General features: G+C 70.1%; 13 protein-coding genes. 3 read left to right on the plus strand and 10 right to left on the minus strand.

From position 1 onward, the window contains the following. Position 1: 1 nt before the first annotated feature. The 8 genes from murD to MTES_RS00550 all read right to left on the minus strand — a co-directional run bounded on the left by murD (position 2) and on the right by MTES_RS00550 (position 8,709). Positions 2-1,513, minus strand: a complete 1,512-nt coding sequence (murD, locus tag MTES_RS00515; protein ID WP_013583196.1) for a UDP-N-acetylmuramoyl-L-alanine--D-glutamate ligase — start codon at positions 1,511-1,513, stop codon at positions 2-4. Continuing rightward, entirely contained in the window at positions 1,510-2,616 is a 1,107-nt protein-coding gene (gene mraY, locus MTES_RS00520; protein WP_013583197.1) for a phospho-N-acetylmuramoyl-pentapeptide-transferase, read from the minus strand. The genes murD and mraY overlap by 4 nt, the downstream gene beginning before the upstream one ends. Further along, on the minus strand, positions 2,613-4,025 hold the full coding sequence (locus MTES_RS00525) for a UDP-N-acetylmuramoyl-tripeptide--D-alanyl-D-alanine ligase (RefSeq protein ID WP_013583198.1): 1,413 nt from the start codon (positions 4,023-4,025) through the stop codon (positions 2,613-2,615). Before MTES_RS00525 ends, mraY begins: the two co-directional genes overlap by 4 nt. A gap of 64 nt (positions 4,026-4,089) precedes the next feature. Continuing rightward, a complete protein-coding gene (locus tag MTES_RS00530; protein ID WP_013583199.1) occupies positions 4,090-5,886 on the minus strand; it encodes a peptidoglycan D,D-transpeptidase FtsI family protein in 1,797 nt (598 codons plus the stop codon). Positions 5,887-5,890: 4 nt separating this feature from the next. Then, positions 5,891-6,532, minus strand: coding sequence for a hypothetical protein (locus tag MTES_RS00535; RefSeq protein ID WP_013583200.1), 642 nt, complete (start codon positions 6,530-6,532; stop codon positions 5,891-5,893). Next, a complete protein-coding gene (gene rsmH, locus MTES_RS00540) occupies positions 6,529-7,482 on the minus strand; it encodes a 16S rRNA (cytosine(1402)-N(4))-methyltransferase RsmH (protein ID WP_013583201.1) in 954 nt (317 codons plus the stop codon). Before rsmH ends, MTES_RS00535 begins: the two co-directional genes overlap by 4 nt. Positions 7,483-7,581: 99 nt before the next feature. Continuing rightward, positions 7,582-8,013, minus strand: a complete 432-nt coding sequence (mraZ, locus tag MTES_RS00545) for a division/cell wall cluster transcriptional repressor MraZ (RefSeq protein ID WP_013583202.1) — start codon at positions 8,011-8,013, stop codon at positions 7,582-7,584. Between the two features lie 312 nt (positions 8,014-8,325). Further along, complete coding sequence (locus MTES_RS00550; RefSeq protein WP_013583203.1) at positions 8,326-8,709, minus strand: DUF3040 domain-containing protein; 384 nt, start codon at positions 8,707-8,709, stop codon at positions 8,326-8,328. Positions 8,710-8,773: 64 nt separating this feature from the next. Here MTES_RS00550 and MTES_RS00555 point away from each other — a divergent pair, with 64 nt between their 5' ends. Beyond that, on the plus strand, positions 8,774-9,865 hold the full coding sequence (locus MTES_RS00555; protein ID WP_013583204.1) for a polyprenyl synthetase family protein: 1,092 nt from the start codon (positions 8,774-8,776) through the stop codon (positions 9,863-9,865). Positions 9,866-9,935: 70 nt separating this feature from the next. On the opposite strand, the gene MTES_RS00560 is transcribed toward MTES_RS00555, so the two are convergent. Then, positions 9,936-10,280, minus strand: a complete 345-nt coding sequence (locus MTES_RS00560) for an Rv2175c family DNA-binding protein (RefSeq protein ID WP_013583205.1) — start codon at positions 10,278-10,280, stop codon at positions 9,936-9,938. Positions 10,281-10,417: 137 nt separating this feature from the next. Between MTES_RS00560 and MTES_RS00565 the strand changes: the two genes are divergently transcribed. Then, entirely contained in the window at positions 10,418-11,401 is a 984-nt protein-coding gene (locus MTES_RS00565) for a lytic transglycosylase (RefSeq protein ID WP_013583206.1), read from the plus strand. Positions 11,402-11,455: 54 nt separating this feature from the next. Continuing rightward, positions 11,456-13,405 carry a Stk1 family PASTA domain-containing Ser/Thr kinase gene (pknB, locus tag MTES_RS00570; protein ID WP_013583207.1) on the plus strand — a complete coding sequence of 650 codons (1,950 nt, stop codon included), beginning with the start codon at positions 11,456-11,458 and terminating at the stop codon, positions 13,403-13,405. 214 nt (positions 13,406-13,619) lie between these two features. On the opposite strand, the gene MTES_RS00575 is transcribed toward pknB, so the two are convergent. After that, the gene (locus MTES_RS00575) at positions 13,620-14,957 is read right to left on the minus strand and encodes a class II 3-deoxy-7-phosphoheptulonate synthase (protein WP_013583208.1); all 1,338 of its coding nucleotides are present in this window, start codon (positions 14,955-14,957) and stop codon (positions 13,620-13,622) included. Positions 14,958-14,964: the final 7 nt, after the last annotated feature.

Consider the following 14,964-nt stretch of genomic DNA (forward strand, 5'->3'; position numbering starts at 1 on the left):
TCTATCGGTTCGTTCCGTCTTCGCTGTTCGCGAGCCATGTCCGCACCGCATCGGCGAACCGATCGCCGCGGTCGGAGTACGACGCGAACTGATCGAAGGACGCCGCCGCGGGGGCGAGGAGCACGGTGTCCCCGTCCTGGGCGAGACCCGCCGCCAGTTCGACGACGCGTGCCATGACGTCCTCAGTCTCGGTGTGGTCGACCTCGAAAACCGGCACCTCGGGGGCGTGTCGCTCGAACGCGGCCACGACCTCTGCGCGCTCGGTGCCGATGATGATCGCCGCGCGCGAGCGGATGCCGCGCGCACGGACGAGGTCGCTCAGGTCGACGCCCTTGAGCAGCCCCCCGACGACCCAGACCGCGCCGGGATAGGCCGCGAGCGACGAGGCCGCCGCGTGCGGGTTCGTCGCCTTCGAGTCGTCGACCCAGGTGATCCCGGCGTGCGCCGCGACGACCTGGATGCGGTGAGGGTCGAGGCGGAAGCGCTCGAGCGCGTCGTGGATGTCGGCCGGCGCCACGCCCAGCGAGCGCGCGAGGGCGCTCGCGGCGAGGATGTTGGCCACGACGTGCGGGGCGGCGAGGCCCCGCTCGGCGAGATCGGCGACGGTGGTCAGCTCGAGGGCCGAGGTGGCGCGCTCTTCGAGGAAGGCCCGATCGACCAGGATGCCGTCGACCACACCGAGATCGCTCGGCCCGGGCACGCCCAGGTCGAAGCCGATGGCGCGCGCTCCCTCTTCGACCTCGGCCTCCTCCACCATCTCGCGGGTGGCGACGTCGGCCTTGTTGTACACGCACGCGACGCGGGTGCGCGCGTAGACGCCCGCCTTGGCGTCGCGGTAGGCGTCGGCGCTTCCGTGCCACTCGAGGTGGTCGTCCGCGAGGTTGAGGCAGACGGACGCGTGGGGCGAGAGCGCGTCGGGCCCGTTCTGCCGGTTGAGGTACCAGAGCTGGTGGCTCGACAACTCGACGACGAGGGCGTCGAAGCCGCTCGGGTCGCGGACGGCGTCGAGGACGGGGGTTCCGATGTTCCCGACGGGTACGGCCCGCAGACCGCCCGCCACGAGCATCTCGGCGGTGAGCCGGGTCGTGGTGGTCTTGCCGTTCGTCCCGGTGATGAGGATCCAGTCAGCGGGAGAGCCGTCGGGGCGGACCACCTTGTCGCGCACCCGCCACGCGAGCTCGACGTCTCCCCAGAGCGGGATGCCCTGCTCCACCGCCCAGCGGATGAGCGGGTGCGACGGAGAGAAGCCGGGAGAGGCCAGCACGACCTCGGGGGCGAAGTCGAGCATCTCCGCCGGCGGCTGCGCGAGCGGGCCGACGTGCAGGCGGGCACCGATGACCGGGAGCAGACGCGCGTACTCGTCGTCGGCCTTCTCGGTCACCACGAGAACCTCCGCGCCGAGCTCCGCCAGCGTGTCCGCGGCGGAGAAGCCCGTCACCGAGAGGCCGAGCACGGCGACGCGCAGGCCCTTCCAGTCGGCGTACCAGCTGGTCAGGGAGGACAGATCGCTCATACCCGGGAAAGCCATTCGACGTAGAAGAAGCCGACGCCGGACACCGCGAGAAGACCCGCGATGATCCACATGCGCACGACGATGGTGACCTCCGGCCAGCCCCGCATCTCGAGATGGTGGTGGAGCGGGCTCATGAGGAAGAGGCGTTTTCCTCGCGTGACCTTGAAGTAGGCCCGCTGCAGGATGACCGATCCGGACGCGATGACATAGACGCCGGCGATCAGGATGAGCAGGAGCTCGGTGCGCGTGAGGATCGCCATGGCCGCGACGACCCCGCCGATCGCCATCGAGCCGCAGTCGCCCATGAAGACCTTCGCCTTCGGCGCATTCCACCACAGGAAGCCGACGAGGGCGCCCACGAACGACGCCGACACGATCGCCAGATCGAACGGGTCCCGGACGGCGTAGCATCCGGCCTGCACCGTCGGATCGAGCACGTCCGCGCACATCTGCTTGTTCTGCCAGAAGGCCATCAGGCTGTAGGCGCCGATGACGAAGATGCCGGAGCCGGCGGCGAGCCCGTCGAGTCCGTCCGCCACGTTGACCGAATTGGATGCCGCGGTGCCGATGAGCGAGATCCACGCGAGGTACAGCAGCCAGCCGACGATCGGGCCGAGCGCGAAGAGGGACAGGACCTGGATGTCACGGAAGATCGAGATGTACCCGGATGCCGGGGTCTGACCGAACGCGTTCGGGAAGTTCAGGGCGACGACGGCGAACGGCACCGTGACGATCACCTGCCCCGCGATCTTGCGCCAGCCCGACAGCCCGAGGCTGTTCTGCAGGCGCACCTTCATGTAGTCGTCGATGAACCCGACGACGCCGAAGCCGAGCATCAGCCACAGCACCAGGAGGCCCGAGATCGTCGGGGGGTTGTTCCCGGCGTAGGAGCCGATGAAGTACCCGATGATCGTGCCGAGGATGAAGATCGTGCCACCCATGGTGGGCGTTCCGCGCTTGGCGCCGTGCGAGGGGTTGTGCACGTTCTCGGGCGTGCGGATGACCTGCCCCCAGCCCCACTTCCGGAACGATCGGAGGAACACCGGTGTGAGGAACAGGGTGAAGGCCAGCGAGATCCCCGCCGACGTCAGTAGTGATCTCACGCGAACAACTCTCCTAGTCGGTCGCCGAGGAAGCGGAGCCCGGCCGAGTTCGAGGACTTGACCAGCACGCGATCGCCGTCGCGGAGCTCCGTGGCGAGGTAGTCGTACGCGGCGTCGGCGTCGGCGAAGAAGACCGCCTCCCCGTCCCAGGACCCCTGCGCGATCGCCTCGAGGTACATGCGACGCGCCTCCGGTCCGATCACGACGATCCGCTGGATGCGCAGGCGCACGGCCAGCAGCCCGACGCGGTCGTGCTCTTCGTCTGCGTACTCCCCCAGCTCGCTCATCGCGCCGAGGACGGCGACCGTGCGCTCCCCCGGGCCGGTGATCTGCGCGAGCGTGCGAAGGGCCGCGGCCATGGAGTCGGGGCTGGCGTTGTACGCGTCGTTGATGATGCGCACGCGGTCCGATCCGAGCGGCTGCATCCGCCAGCGCTCGGCGATCTCGACCGTCTCCAGCCGCGCGATCGCCTCGGCGGCCGGGACGCCCAGCGCCGTGGCTGTCGCGAGGGCGGCGAGGGCGTTCATGACGTGGTGCTCGCCGAGCACGCGCAGAGTGAGGGTGAACGGCTCACCGTCGACGAGGAGATCGGCTCGGGTTCCGGATGCCGAGACTTCGACGTCCACCGCGCGCACCGCCGCGCGCTCCCCGCGTCCGAACCAGCGCACGTCCTGCCCGCGCTCGCGCGCGAACGGCTCCATGGCCGCGACGCGCGGATCGTCGACGTTGAGGACGGCGAGGCCGCCCTCGCGCGTGGCGTGGACGAGCTCGCTCTTGGCGCGGAAGGTGGACTCGATGCCGCCGAAACCACCCGCGTGGGCCATTCCGACCATGAGGACGACACCGACGTCGGGGGTCACCAGACCCGCCAGGTGCGCGATGGCCCCGGGGGCGCTCGCGCCGAACTCGCTGACGAGGAACCGGGTGTCCTCGGTCACACGGAGCATCGTGAGCGGGGCGCCCACCTCGTTGTTGAACGACGCGCGCGGCGACACGGTCTCGCCTTCGTCGCTCAGGATGCGCGCGAGGAGGTTCTTGGTCGTCGTCTTGCCGTTGGATCCGGTGATCCCGACGATGCGCAGACGCCCGTGCTCACGGACCCGGGCCACCACGTCGCGGGCCAGGTCGGACAGGGCGGTCACGGCATCCGGAACGACGATCTGACTCACCGGGTCGTCGAGTTCGCGTTCGACGATCGCGAGGGCGGCCCCGCGCTCGACCGCCGTGCCGACGAAGAGGTGGCCGTCGGTGGTCTCGCCCGGCTTGGCGACGAAGATGTCGCCGGGCTCGATGAGACGCGAGTCGGTGTCGACGAGCCCGGCGACGAGAGTGTCGGGAGTGTCGTCGCCGCGCACGACGAGGCGACCGCCGAGGGCGTCGGCCAGATGGGAGAGGCTCGTGGAGATCATTGCTGTGCGGACGCCCTTTCCGTGTCGCATTCGTTACCGAGACGAGACCGGCGTCGGCGGTGTCTCAGCCGAACTTGGGCAGTTCGGGGGTCGTGGTTCCGGACGGGATCACGCGGTAGGTCTTGAGAACCTGCGTGAGGGCCTTCTGGAACGCGGGGGCGGTGGCCGCCGACGATTTTACCGTCCGCGGCTCGTCGAGGTTGACCTCGACGACGTACTGCGGGTCGTCGGCGGGCGCGAAGCCGATCATCGTCGTGAAGTAGGCGTCACCCTTGTAGGCGCCCGTGGCGGGGTCGGTCTTCTCGCCGGTACCCGTCTTGATCGCCACGCGATACCCGGGGATCTCGACCTGCTTCGCCAGCGTTCCCTGCGTGGCGACGTTCTCGAGCATGAGCGAGACCCGCTTGGCCGCGTCCTCGGACACGACGCGCGTGCCCTGCGTGTCGGGCACGTCGGTGACCGTGCCGTCCGCCGCGGTGCAGCCCTCGACGAGCGAGAGCGGCATCCGCACTCCCCCGTTCGCGATCGTCTGGTACGCGCCGGCGAGCTGCGGCACCGTGACCGAGATGCCCTGTCCGAACGTCGTGTTGTAGAAGGTCTGCTTGTCCCACTGCGAGGGGTCGCGCATGATGCCGGACGACTCGCCCGGGAAGTTGACGGCGGTCTGCTGCGTGAGCCCGAACTTCTCCAGGTAGGAGACGCGGGTGTCGAGGGGGATCATGTCGCCGAACTTCGAGATGCCGACGTTGGACGAGTCGATCAGGACACCCGTGAGCGTGTAGTTGTTGGGCCCGTGCGAGAACGAGTCGGACACGCGCGCGTCGCCGGGCAGGGTCTCGCTGCCGGAGGCCGTGACGGTGGTGTCGGCGGTGAAGGAGCCGGAATCCAGGCCGATCGCGGCGGTGATCGCCTTCATCGTCGACCCCGGCTCGTTCGGGTCGCCGAACGCGGTGCTTCCGCGGTCGGCGACAGGGCTCGACGACGGGTCGTTGGGGTCGACGGTCGGGTACTCCGCCAGAGCGCGGATCTTGCCGGTCTTGGCCTCGACGACCGTGATGGTCCCGCGCAGCGACCCGGTGTTCTGCACCTGCTCGGCGATCAGCTGACTGAGGTACCACTGGAGATCGCGGTCGATGGTCAGCTTGAGCGTTCCGCCGTCGACGGCGGGCTCGGTCTCGACCTCGGTCCCCGGCAGCACGTTGCCGTCGCGGCCCTGCTGGAAGACCACCTTGCCGTTGGTGGAGGCGAGGCAGGCGTTGTCGGCGGACTCGAGGCCCGCGAGCGGCTCGCCGTCGCTGCCGACGAAGCCGATGAGGTTGCCCGCGACCGCCCCGTCGGGATAGACGCGGCCCGCCTGGGGCGGGAAGCTCAGGAAGGGCAGTCCCAGCGCCGCAAGAGCCCGGTACTGCTCGGTCGAGACGTTCTTCGCGATCGACGCCCACTGGGACGTGGGGTCGGCCGCGTGGGCGTCGACGACGGTCTTCTCCACGTCGGAGGCGTTCTGCCCCGTGATGGCGGCGATCTGCTCGGCGATCTGCGTCCACGTCTGCGTGACCTTCACGCCGCCGTCGTCGGTGCGCTCGGTCAGGCCCTGCACGGCGAGGCTCGGGTCGATGTCGACGTCGTAGCGGTTCACGCTCGAGGCCAGGGTCACGCCGTTCTCGTCGACGATCGACCCGCGCGAGGCGTAGACCGTGCGGGAACTCTGCAGGCCCATCGCGAGGGAGTCGTCCACGTGCTCGCGGGCGTTGACGACCTGGATGTCGACCAGGCGGATGACGAACGCGATCAGCACCACCAGGACGACGCCGAGCGCGACCACCGTGCGGCGGCGGGGAGAGCGGGTGAGGGAGCTCGTCATGTGCTTATCGTGTCGCGGGCGTCGGCAGACCGTCGCTGATCGGCGGGGGTGTCGGAGAAACGGCCGGCGGAGTCGCCGCGTCGGGGGTCGCCCCGGCAGCGTTGTCGGTCGCGCCGGCGGGCGGGGTGGCGGCCGGCTCCGCGGCGGTCTGCGGCTGGGTCGCGAGCGGCACGCCGGTGATGAGGGCGTTGCGCACCGAGCCGCGGCCGAGCGCATCCACCGAGGAGACCCCCTCGGCGGGCTTGCCGGAACCGACCACCGAACCGTCGCTCAGGCGGAGGTAGGTGGGCGACTCGTCGATGACCATGCCGAGCGCGGCGGCGTTCGCGGCGAGGTACTGCGGAGAGCTGAGACCGGCGACGTCGTCGTACAGGATCTGCTTCTGGTACGTGAGGTCGCGCTGCTGCTGCGTGAGGGAGGAGATCTCGAACGAGCTCTGCGTGGTGAGGATCGACAGGCCCATCTGCACGAGGGCGATGAGCACCGCACCCGCCACCGCGATGACGCCGAAGGCGCGACGCGGGACGCGACGTCGCTCAGGCGCCGGAACCGCCTGCAGCCGCCGCGGTTCGCGGACGGGGATGGGGAACTCGGGCTCGACGTCGGTGTGAACCGCCCGGAGATCGATGGCCGGGGATGCGCTCATGCGTCCTCCTTGGTTCTCTCGGCCGCACGCAGTCGCACGGGGGTGGCGCGGGGGTTGGCCGCGCGTTCTTCGTCGCTCGCCAGTTCGGCGCCGCGCACGAGCAGGCGGAATTTCGGCGCGTGCTCGGGAAGCTCGACCGGGAGGCCGCGGGGAGCGGTGGATGCCGCCGCCTCGGCGAACACGCGCTTGACCAGCCGATCTTCGAGCGACTGGTACGACAGCACGACGATGCGCCCGCCCACCCCGAGCACCTTCAGCGCCGCCGGGATGGTGCGCTCGAGGACGGACAGCTCGGCGTTGACCTCGATGCGGAGGGCCTGGAAGACACGCTTCGCCGGGTGGCGCTCCCGCAGGACGGCCGCGGGGGTGGCCGCCTGAAGCACGTCGACGAGCTGCCCCGAACGCTCGAGCGGCGCTTCGGCGCGGGCGGCGATGATCGCCCGGGCGTAGCGCCCGGCGAGCTTCTCTTCGCCGTAGCGCTCGAAGATGCGCCGCAGGTCGCCCTCGCCGTAGGTGGCGAGCACCTCGGCCGCCGTCACGCCCTGGGTCTGGTCCATGCGCATGTCGAGGGGTGCGTCCTGCGCGTAGGCGAATCCGCGGGAGGCCTCGTCGAGCTGGAGCGAGGAGACACCGAGGTCGAACAGGATCCCGTCGACCTTGTCGACACCCGCGGATGCCACGGCCTCGGCGATCCCGTCGTAGACGGTGTGCACGAGGGTCACACGGTCGCCGAAGCGCGCGAGCCGCTCCCCCGCGATCCGCAGGGCGTCCGTGTCACGGTCGAGGCCGATCAGTCGCGCGGTCGGGAAGCGCTCGAGGAACGCCTCGGAGTGCCCGCCCATGCCGAGCGTGCCGTCGACGAAGACGGCATCCGGTCGCTCCAGAGCCGGAGCGAGGAGTTCGGCGCACCGCTCGAGGAGGACGGGGGTGTGGATGTCGCGGATGTCCATGAGATGTCGGGGACCGATCCTCGGCTCTGATCCCCATCCGCATCGACCTGGCGCCGGGGAAGTGCGTCAGGGCATGCGGCTGGGAGTCACAGCCGAGGGTCAGAACAGTCCCGGAATCACCTCCTGTTCCATCTCGGCGTACGTTTCTTCGTTGCTCTCGGCGTAGGTGTTCCACGCCTCGGCATCCCAGATCTCCGCGTGGGCACCGACGCCCGTGACGACGAGCTCGCGACCGAGGCCGGCGTAGGTGCGGAGTGCCGGGGGCACGGTGATGCGGTTCTGGCTGTCGGGCTTCTCGGCGCTGGCCCCCGAGAGGAACATGCGCAGGAAGTCGCGGGCCTGTTTGTTGCTGAGCGGAGCCTCACGGATGCGCTCGTGCACACGCTCGAACTCCTCGGTGCTGAACACGTAGAGGCAGCGGTCCTGCCCGCGCGTGATCACCACTCCGGCGCCGAGATCGTCACGGAACTTCGCCGGCAGGATGACCCGACCCTTGTCGTCGAGCTTGGGTGTGTGCGTTCCGAGCAGCATTCGGGCGTCCACCCCCTTCGTCCGGCCTGCGAAGTTTCCCCCACTTTACTCCACTGCCCTCCACTTAGCTATTGATTCACACCCTCTTCTGGGCGGGACGCCCGTCGTGTACAGTCAGCGCGCACCGCCGCCGCCGGGCACTCACCCGCGAAATGACGCGGGTTTCCGGGAATCGGGCACGCCGGAAGGGCCTCGGTGGAGGAAAAGGGAGACCTTTCACGCTCGATCCCCCACGACGGGGAACCGGATCAGCCCCCGGGCGCACGAAAAAGCACCGGCTCCGAAGAGCCGGTGCTTATCGAGGGTGAGGGCTTAGCGCTCCTCGTTGCGGCGGTCCCAGCGATCGTTCATGCGATCCATGAACGACGCGCCGGACGCGCGCGGAGCGCGCGCCGCCGACGGCGAGGTTGCGCTGGCGCGAGCGGATCCCTTCAACGGGGTGACGGCGAGGACGACGCCGGTGACCATGAAAAGGAATCCCAGAACGCCGACCGCGATGCCGAGGAAGCCGGTGTTGAAACCGATCGACACTCCCGCGACGAGGGCCCCGAGGCCCGCCAGGACCAGGATGGACCCGTACACGATGTTGCGGTAGCTGAGGGCGCGACTGGGGGCGGTGACGACGTCGGCGTCGTGACTCATGAGATGGCGCTCCATCTCGTCTAGCAGACGCTGCTCCTGTTCGGACAGTGGCATGCATCCCCCTCTGTTACTAAGTACGGACGATTCTACGCGGGGCGTGGATCACTAGGCTAGGCCTGTGGTGACCTCCCCGGAACCGATCGAAGCTGTTTCCCAGCGACTCGACAAGTTCCTTTCTGACCAGCTATCGTACGCCTCCTCGCTGGGCCCGGAGGCGGAGACGATGAGCCGCGCGGGCGCAGCTTCCCTGCGCGGAGGGAAGCGCCTTCGGGCGCGTTTCTGCCTCACGGGGTGGCGCGCCGTGGCGGAGTCGACCGCTGCCCGCACCGTCGCTCCCGCGGCGGCGGCGATCTCGGTCGCCGCGGCGCTCGAGATCTTCCAGGCGGCGGCCCTCGTGCACGACGACATCATCGACAACTCCGACACGCGTCGAGGCCAGCCGGCCGCGCACCGCGCGCTCGAAGCCGCCCACGCGGCCGCCCACTGGGCCGGGGACGCGGCGATGTTCGGCCGCTCCGGCGCCGTCCTGCTCGGCGACCTCCTCGTCGCCTGGAGCGACGACCTCCTCGAGGACGCTCTGGCCGATCAGCCCACGGCCTCCGCGACGCGGCGGCTCTACGCGCACATGCGGCGCGACGTCACGATCGGCCAGTTCCTCGACGTCGCGGAGGAGTCGGCGTACGCCGTCTATCCCGACGACCAGCACGCCGAGCGCGCGCTGCGCGTGGCCTCGTACAAGTCGGCGCGCTACAGCATCCAGAAGCCGCTCGAGATCGGTGCCGCTCTCGCCGGCGCCGACGACGACCAGCTCGACGCCCTCGCGCGCTTCGGCCACGACGTCGGGATGGCGTTCCAACTGCGCGACGACGTCCTGGGGGTCTTCGGCGACACCGCCGCGACCGGGAAGCCCGTCGGCGACGACCTCCGCGAGGGCAAGCGGACGGTGCTCGTCGCCTTCGCGCGCGAAGCCCTCCCCGCCTCGACGCGCCGGACGGTGGATGAGCTCCTCGGGGATCCGGACCTGGATGCCACCCAGATCGGCGCCCTGCAGAACACCATCATCGACACCGGAGCGCTCGCCCGCACCGAGGAGCTCATCGCCGACTACTCGCGACGCGCCGACCGCGCCCTCTCGGGTGCACGTCTCGGCAACGCCGCCGTCGGCGAACTCCGCGACCTCGCGCACGCCGCGACGCAGCGTTCGTCCTGAGCGGCGCGCGTCCCGGGACGACGCGCCACGCGCGCCACGAGAACGCGACGACAGGAGGGGCGGAGTCCGCTCAGGCCAGCGTCGCGGCGACCCGCCGCACTTCGCTCTTGCGGCCCGCCAGGAGCGCTTCGATCGGTGCGACACCGATGCTGTCCTCCGGGGTGAGCAGCCAGTCGATGGTCTCGTCCTCATCGAAGCCGACATCGTGCAGGACGATGATCGTGCCGCGCAGGGCCGGCAACGGGCGCCCGTCGACGATGAAGACGGCGGGGATGCGCAGCACACCGTCGCGGCGCGAACCGACGAGGTAGTGCTCGTCGAGCAGTCGGCGCACACGTCCGTGCGGCTCGCCCAGGATCTCGACGAGATCGGGGATCGTCAGCCACGCGGTTTCGTAACGGGGGGTTTCGCTCACGACCCCATCTTCTCATCGTGGAGCCCGGGAACGCGTTCCGACACCGTCGTCACACGTGTCACACAGGCCTCACGCGTTGACATCCTTCCCATGCCATGGGAGCGTTTCGGCAGTCGAAAGAACGGAATCCCCCCACCATGCGTCGACTTCCCTCCCCCGTCCTGCCCTCCCTCCCCCGGTCGAGCGTCATCCTGCCCGCCGCGGTCGTCGGAACGATCGCGCTGGCTCTCACCGGTGAGAGCAGCGCCCACGCGGCACCGCCCGCGCCCCCGCTCACCGCCCTCCCTCCCGCACCCGCGTCGCTCGCGCAGATCCCCGTGATGCAGGCGGCCGCAGCCGTCCCCGCGACCCACACGGTCGAGCCCGGAGACACCGTCTGGGGCATCGCCCAGCGCTACGGCCTCGACGTCGGGGCGCTCCAGGCCGCGAACGGCCTGGCCGGAGACAGCATCATCCGTCCCGGGCAGGTGCTCAGCCTCGGCGTCGCGATGCCCGCCCCCGCGGCTCCCGCCCCCGAAGTCGCGCCGGTCGGCTACGAGGTCACCGCCGGCGACACCGTCTCGGCGATCGCGGCCGCCCACGGCGTCTCGACCGATGCCGTGCTCGCCGCCAACGGTCTCACGCGCGACTCGATCATCTACCCCGGCGAAGTGCTGCAGATCCCGTCCGCGGCGGCACCCGGCCCGGCATCCGTCGATCCGGTCCTCGCACCCGGCCTGGACGCGGAGCAGTCCGAGAACGCCCGGCTGATCATCCGCGTCGGGCGCGAGCTCGGCGTGTCGGACCGGGGCATCCTGATCGCCCTCGGCACCGCCATGCAGGAATCGTGGCTGCGAAACCTCGACTGGGGCGACCGCGACTCCCTCGGTCTGTTCCAGCAGCGCCCGAGCACGGGATGGGGCACGCCCGATCAGATCCTCGATCGCGAGCGTTCGACCCGCGTCTTCTACGGCGGACCCGCGGATCCCAACGGTTCCGACACGCGCGGGCTCCTCGACATCCCGGGATGGGAGAACCTCCCGTACGCCGACGCCGCGCAGGCCGTGCAGATCTCGGCGTACCCCGACCGGTACGCGCAATGGGAGCAGCCGGCGACCACATGGCTCGCCGTTCTCGGCTGAGGTAGGGGTGAGCCGCTCCCGGAGCTCCCAGGGGGCGCTCCGTAGACTCGGATCGTGAGCACGAGTCAGCAGGCCGACCCGCTGATCGGCCGTCTCGTCGACGGCCGGTACCGGGTGCGCGCGCGCATCGCGCGCGGCGGCATGGCGACCGTGTACGTCGCGACCGACCTGCGCCTGGAGCGCCGGGTCGCGCTGAAGGTCATGCACGGGCACCTCAGCGACGACACCGTGTTCCAGAGCCGGTTCATCCAGGAGGCGCGCTCGGCGGCGCGTCTGAGCGACCCGCACGTCGTGAACGTGTTCGACCAGGGCCAGGACGGCGAGATGGCCTATCTCGTCATGGAATACCTGCCGGGCATCACGCTGCGCGAGCTGCTGCGCGAGCACAAGCGCCTCACGGTCGATCAGACCCTGACGATCATGGATGCCATCCTGTCGGGCCTCGCCGCCGCCCACCGCGCCGGCATCGTCCACCGCGACGTCAAGCCCGAGAACGTGCTCCTCGCCGAGGACGGGCGCATCAAGATCGGCGACTTCGGTCTGGCCCGCGCGACGACCGCCAACACCGCCAGCGGCGCGCAGCTGATGGGCACGATCGCCTACCTCGCACCCGAGCTCGTGACCCGTGGCACGGCCGACGCGCGCAGCGACATCTACTCCCTCGGCATCATGCTGTACGAGATGCTCACGGGCGAGCAGCCCTACAAGGGCGAGCAGCCGATGCAGATCGCCTACCAGCACGCGACCGACTCGGTGCCGCGGCCGAGCGCGAAGAACCCGTCGGTTCCCGAGCAACTCGACGAGCTCGTGCTCTGGTCGACCGAGCGAGAGCCCGACGACCGCCCCCTCGACGCCGGCGCGATGCTGCAGCGACTCCGCGAGGTCGAGAAAGAGCTCGGCCTCGCCCCGCAGGTCGCTCGAGCCGTCTCCGTCGGCACCGTCGGGCCCGCCAGCCCCGCGGAATCCCGGGAGCTGACGAAGGTGCTCCCCCAGACCGCCACGATCCCGGACGCCCCGACCGAGGACGTCGACAACGCGACGCGGTTGCGCGCCAAGACGCGCCGACGCACGGCGCGCGGCGTGTGGCTCCTGCTGCTCGTCCTGGTGCTCGCGGGTGGGTCGGCGGCGACCGGATGGTGGTTCGGCTCCGGACCCGGCTCGCTCGTCGAGGTGCCCGACGTCTCGCAACGGAGCTTCGCGGATGCCGAGAGCCTGCTGACCCAGAATCAGTTGCGCGCGCAGTCGCAGGACGTGAACGACCGCGAGATTCCCGCCGGAACGACGGTCGGATCTGATCCGGTGGCGGGTTCCCGTCTCGACAAGGAGACCGTGGTGACGGTCTTCGTCTCGGCGGGACCGGCCACCCACCAGCTGCCGGAGCTCCAGGGCAAGAGCGTCGAGGAGGTCCGCGGCATCCTCGAGGCCGCGTTCGTCGGCGTGGGGGACGTCGCGCAGGAGTTCACCGACGCCGGCCCCGACACCGTCCTGTCGGCATCCATCACTCCCCGCTCCGGCGGCGACGCGATCGACTGCACGGGCGGCTGCACGGTCTACGAGGGCGACGCCGCGACGCTGACCGCGTCGCTCGGACCCGTGCCCGATGTCGCGGGGCTGAAGACGGCGGATGCCGAGAGCAAGCTGCAGGCCGCGAACCTGAAGACCACGACGAGCGAGGAGTACAGCAACTCCGTCGCCTCGGGCACCGTGATCGCGATCGGCGACCGCGACGGCGGGGGCAACTGGCGACCCGGAGACACGGTCACGCTGCGGGTGTCGATCGGGCCGAAGCCGGTGATGATCCCCGAGAACATCGTGGGCATGTCCATCCGGGATGCCGTGACGGCGCTGGAGAACCTCGGCTTCGAGGTCAACGCGGGCATCGACGACGGGACGCTCCCGCTCGGGTTCAAGTACTGGGACATCTACAAGGTCCGTTCGAGCAACCCCAAGGCCGGGACGACGGCCCCGCAGGGCAGCACGATCACGCTGACGCCGACGCTGTAGCGCGCGTCACGCGGCGGGGCGGGGCTTCGACGAGCTCAGCCACCTCGCGAGCGTGCCCTCTGAGCCTGCCGAAGGTCCCTGAGCCCGTCAAAGGTCCTGAGCGCGTCGAAGGTCCCTGAGCCCGCCGAAGGTCCCTGAGCCCGTCGAAGGGACCGCCCGGCCGTCCGACGCCCCCGACCGCAACGGGTCGGGGGCGTCGGACGGCCGGGAAGACTCAGCGCTTCTCGAGCTCCTCGGCCACGAGGAACGCGAGCTCGAGGCTCTGGCGGTGGTTCAGGCGCGGGTCGCAGAGGCTCTCGTAGCGGGTCGCGAGGGTGGCCTCGTCGATCTGCTCCGCGCCACCGAGGCACTCGGTGACATCGTCACCGGTGAGCTCGACGTGGATGCCGCCGGGGTGCGTGCCCACCGCGCGGTGCGCCTCGAAGAATCCGCGCACCTCGTCGACGACGTCGTCGAAGCGACGCGTCTTGTAGCCGGTCGGTGTCGTGATGCCGTTGCCGTGCATGGGGTCGGTGACCCAGAGCGGCGTGGCGCCGGAGTCGCGCACGGCCTCGAGCAGCGGCGGCAGGGCGTCGCGGATCTTGCCCGCACCCATGCGCGTGATGAACGTCAGGCGACCCGGCTCGCGCTCGGGGTCGAGCTTGTCGATCAGCGCGAGCGCCGTCTCGGCCGTGGTGGTGGGGCCGAGCTTGACACCGATGGGGTTGCGGATCTTCGAGAAGTAGTCGACGTGCGCGCCGTCGAGCTCGCGCGTGCGCTCCCCGATCCACTGGAAGTGCGACGAGGTGTTGTACGGCAGACCGGTGCGCGAGTCGATCCGCGTCATCGGGCGCTCGTAGTCCATGAGCAGGCCCTCGTGGCCGGTGTAGAACTCGACGCGCGTCAGCTCGTCGAAGTCGGCGCCGGCGGCCTCCATGAACTTGATCGCCCGGTCGATCTCGGTCGCCATCGCCTCGTAGGCCTGGTTGGCGGGGGTGCTCGCGAAGCCCTTGTTCCAGCTGTGCACCTCGCGCAGGTCGGCGAAGCCGCCCTGAGTGAAGGCGCGGATGAGGTTCAGGGTCGACGCGGCCGTGTGGTAGCCCTTGAGCAGGCGCGCGGGATCGGCCTTGCGGGACTCCTCGGTGAAGTCGTAGCCGTTGACGATGTCTCCGCGGTACGCGGGAAGGGTCACTCCCCCGCGGGTCTCGACGTCGCTCGAACGGGGCTTGGCGAACTGCCCTGCCATGCGGCCCATCTTCACCACGGGCATCGAGGCGCCATACGTGAGGACGACGGCCATCTGGAGCACCGTCTTGATGCGGTTGCGGATCTGCTCGGCGGTCGCACCGGCGAACGTCTCGGCGCAGTCACCGCCCTGCAGGAGGAACGCCTGACCGGCGGCGGCACGAGCGAGACGATCGCGCAGGATGTCGACCTCGCCGGCGAACACCAGCGGCGGGAGGGTCGCCAACTCTGCGGATGCCGCGGCCACCGCGCCCTCGTCATACCACTGCGGCTGCTGCTTGATGGGCAGGGAACGCCAGTGGTCGAGGTCGTGGAGCTGCTGATTCACCCCTGAA

Source organism: Microbacterium testaceum StLB037, from assembly GCF_000202635.1.
Classification (GTDB): Bacteria; Actinomycetota; Actinomycetes; order Actinomycetales; family Microbacteriaceae; genus Microbacterium; species Microbacterium testaceum_F.

Excerpts from the sequence above, each read along its gene's own strand:
- MTES_RS00530 (WP_013583199.1), bottom strand. The coding sequence starts at position 5,886 with ATGACGAGCTCCCTCACCCGCTCTCCCCGCCGCCGCACGGTGGTCGCG.
- MTES_RS00550 (WP_013583203.1), bottom strand. The coding sequence starts at position 8,709 with ATGCCACTGTCCGAACAGGAGCAGCGTCTGCTAGACGAGATGGAGCGC.
- murD (WP_013583196.1), bottom strand. The coding sequence starts at position 1,513 with ATGAGCGATCTGTCCTCCCTGACCAGCTGGTACGCCGACTGGAAGGGC.
- mraZ (WP_013583202.1), bottom strand. The coding sequence starts at position 8,013 with ATGCTGCTCGGAACGCACACACCCAAGCTCGACGACAAGGGTCGGGTC.
- MTES_RS00525 (WP_013583198.1), bottom strand. The coding sequence starts at position 4,025 with ATGATCTCCACGAGCCTCTCCCATCTGGCCGACGCCCTCGGCGGTCGC.
- MTES_RS00535 (WP_013583200.1), bottom strand. The coding sequence starts at position 6,532 with ATGAGCGCATCCCCGGCCATCGATCTCCGGGCGGTTCACACCGACGTC.
- MTES_RS00565 (WP_013583206.1), top strand. The coding sequence starts at position 10,418 with ATGCGTCGACTTCCCTCCCCCGTCCTGCCCTCCCTCCCCCGGTCGAGC.
- rsmH (WP_013583201.1), bottom strand. The coding sequence starts at position 7,482 with ATGGACATCCGCGACATCCACACCCCCGTCCTCCTCGAGCGGTGCGCC.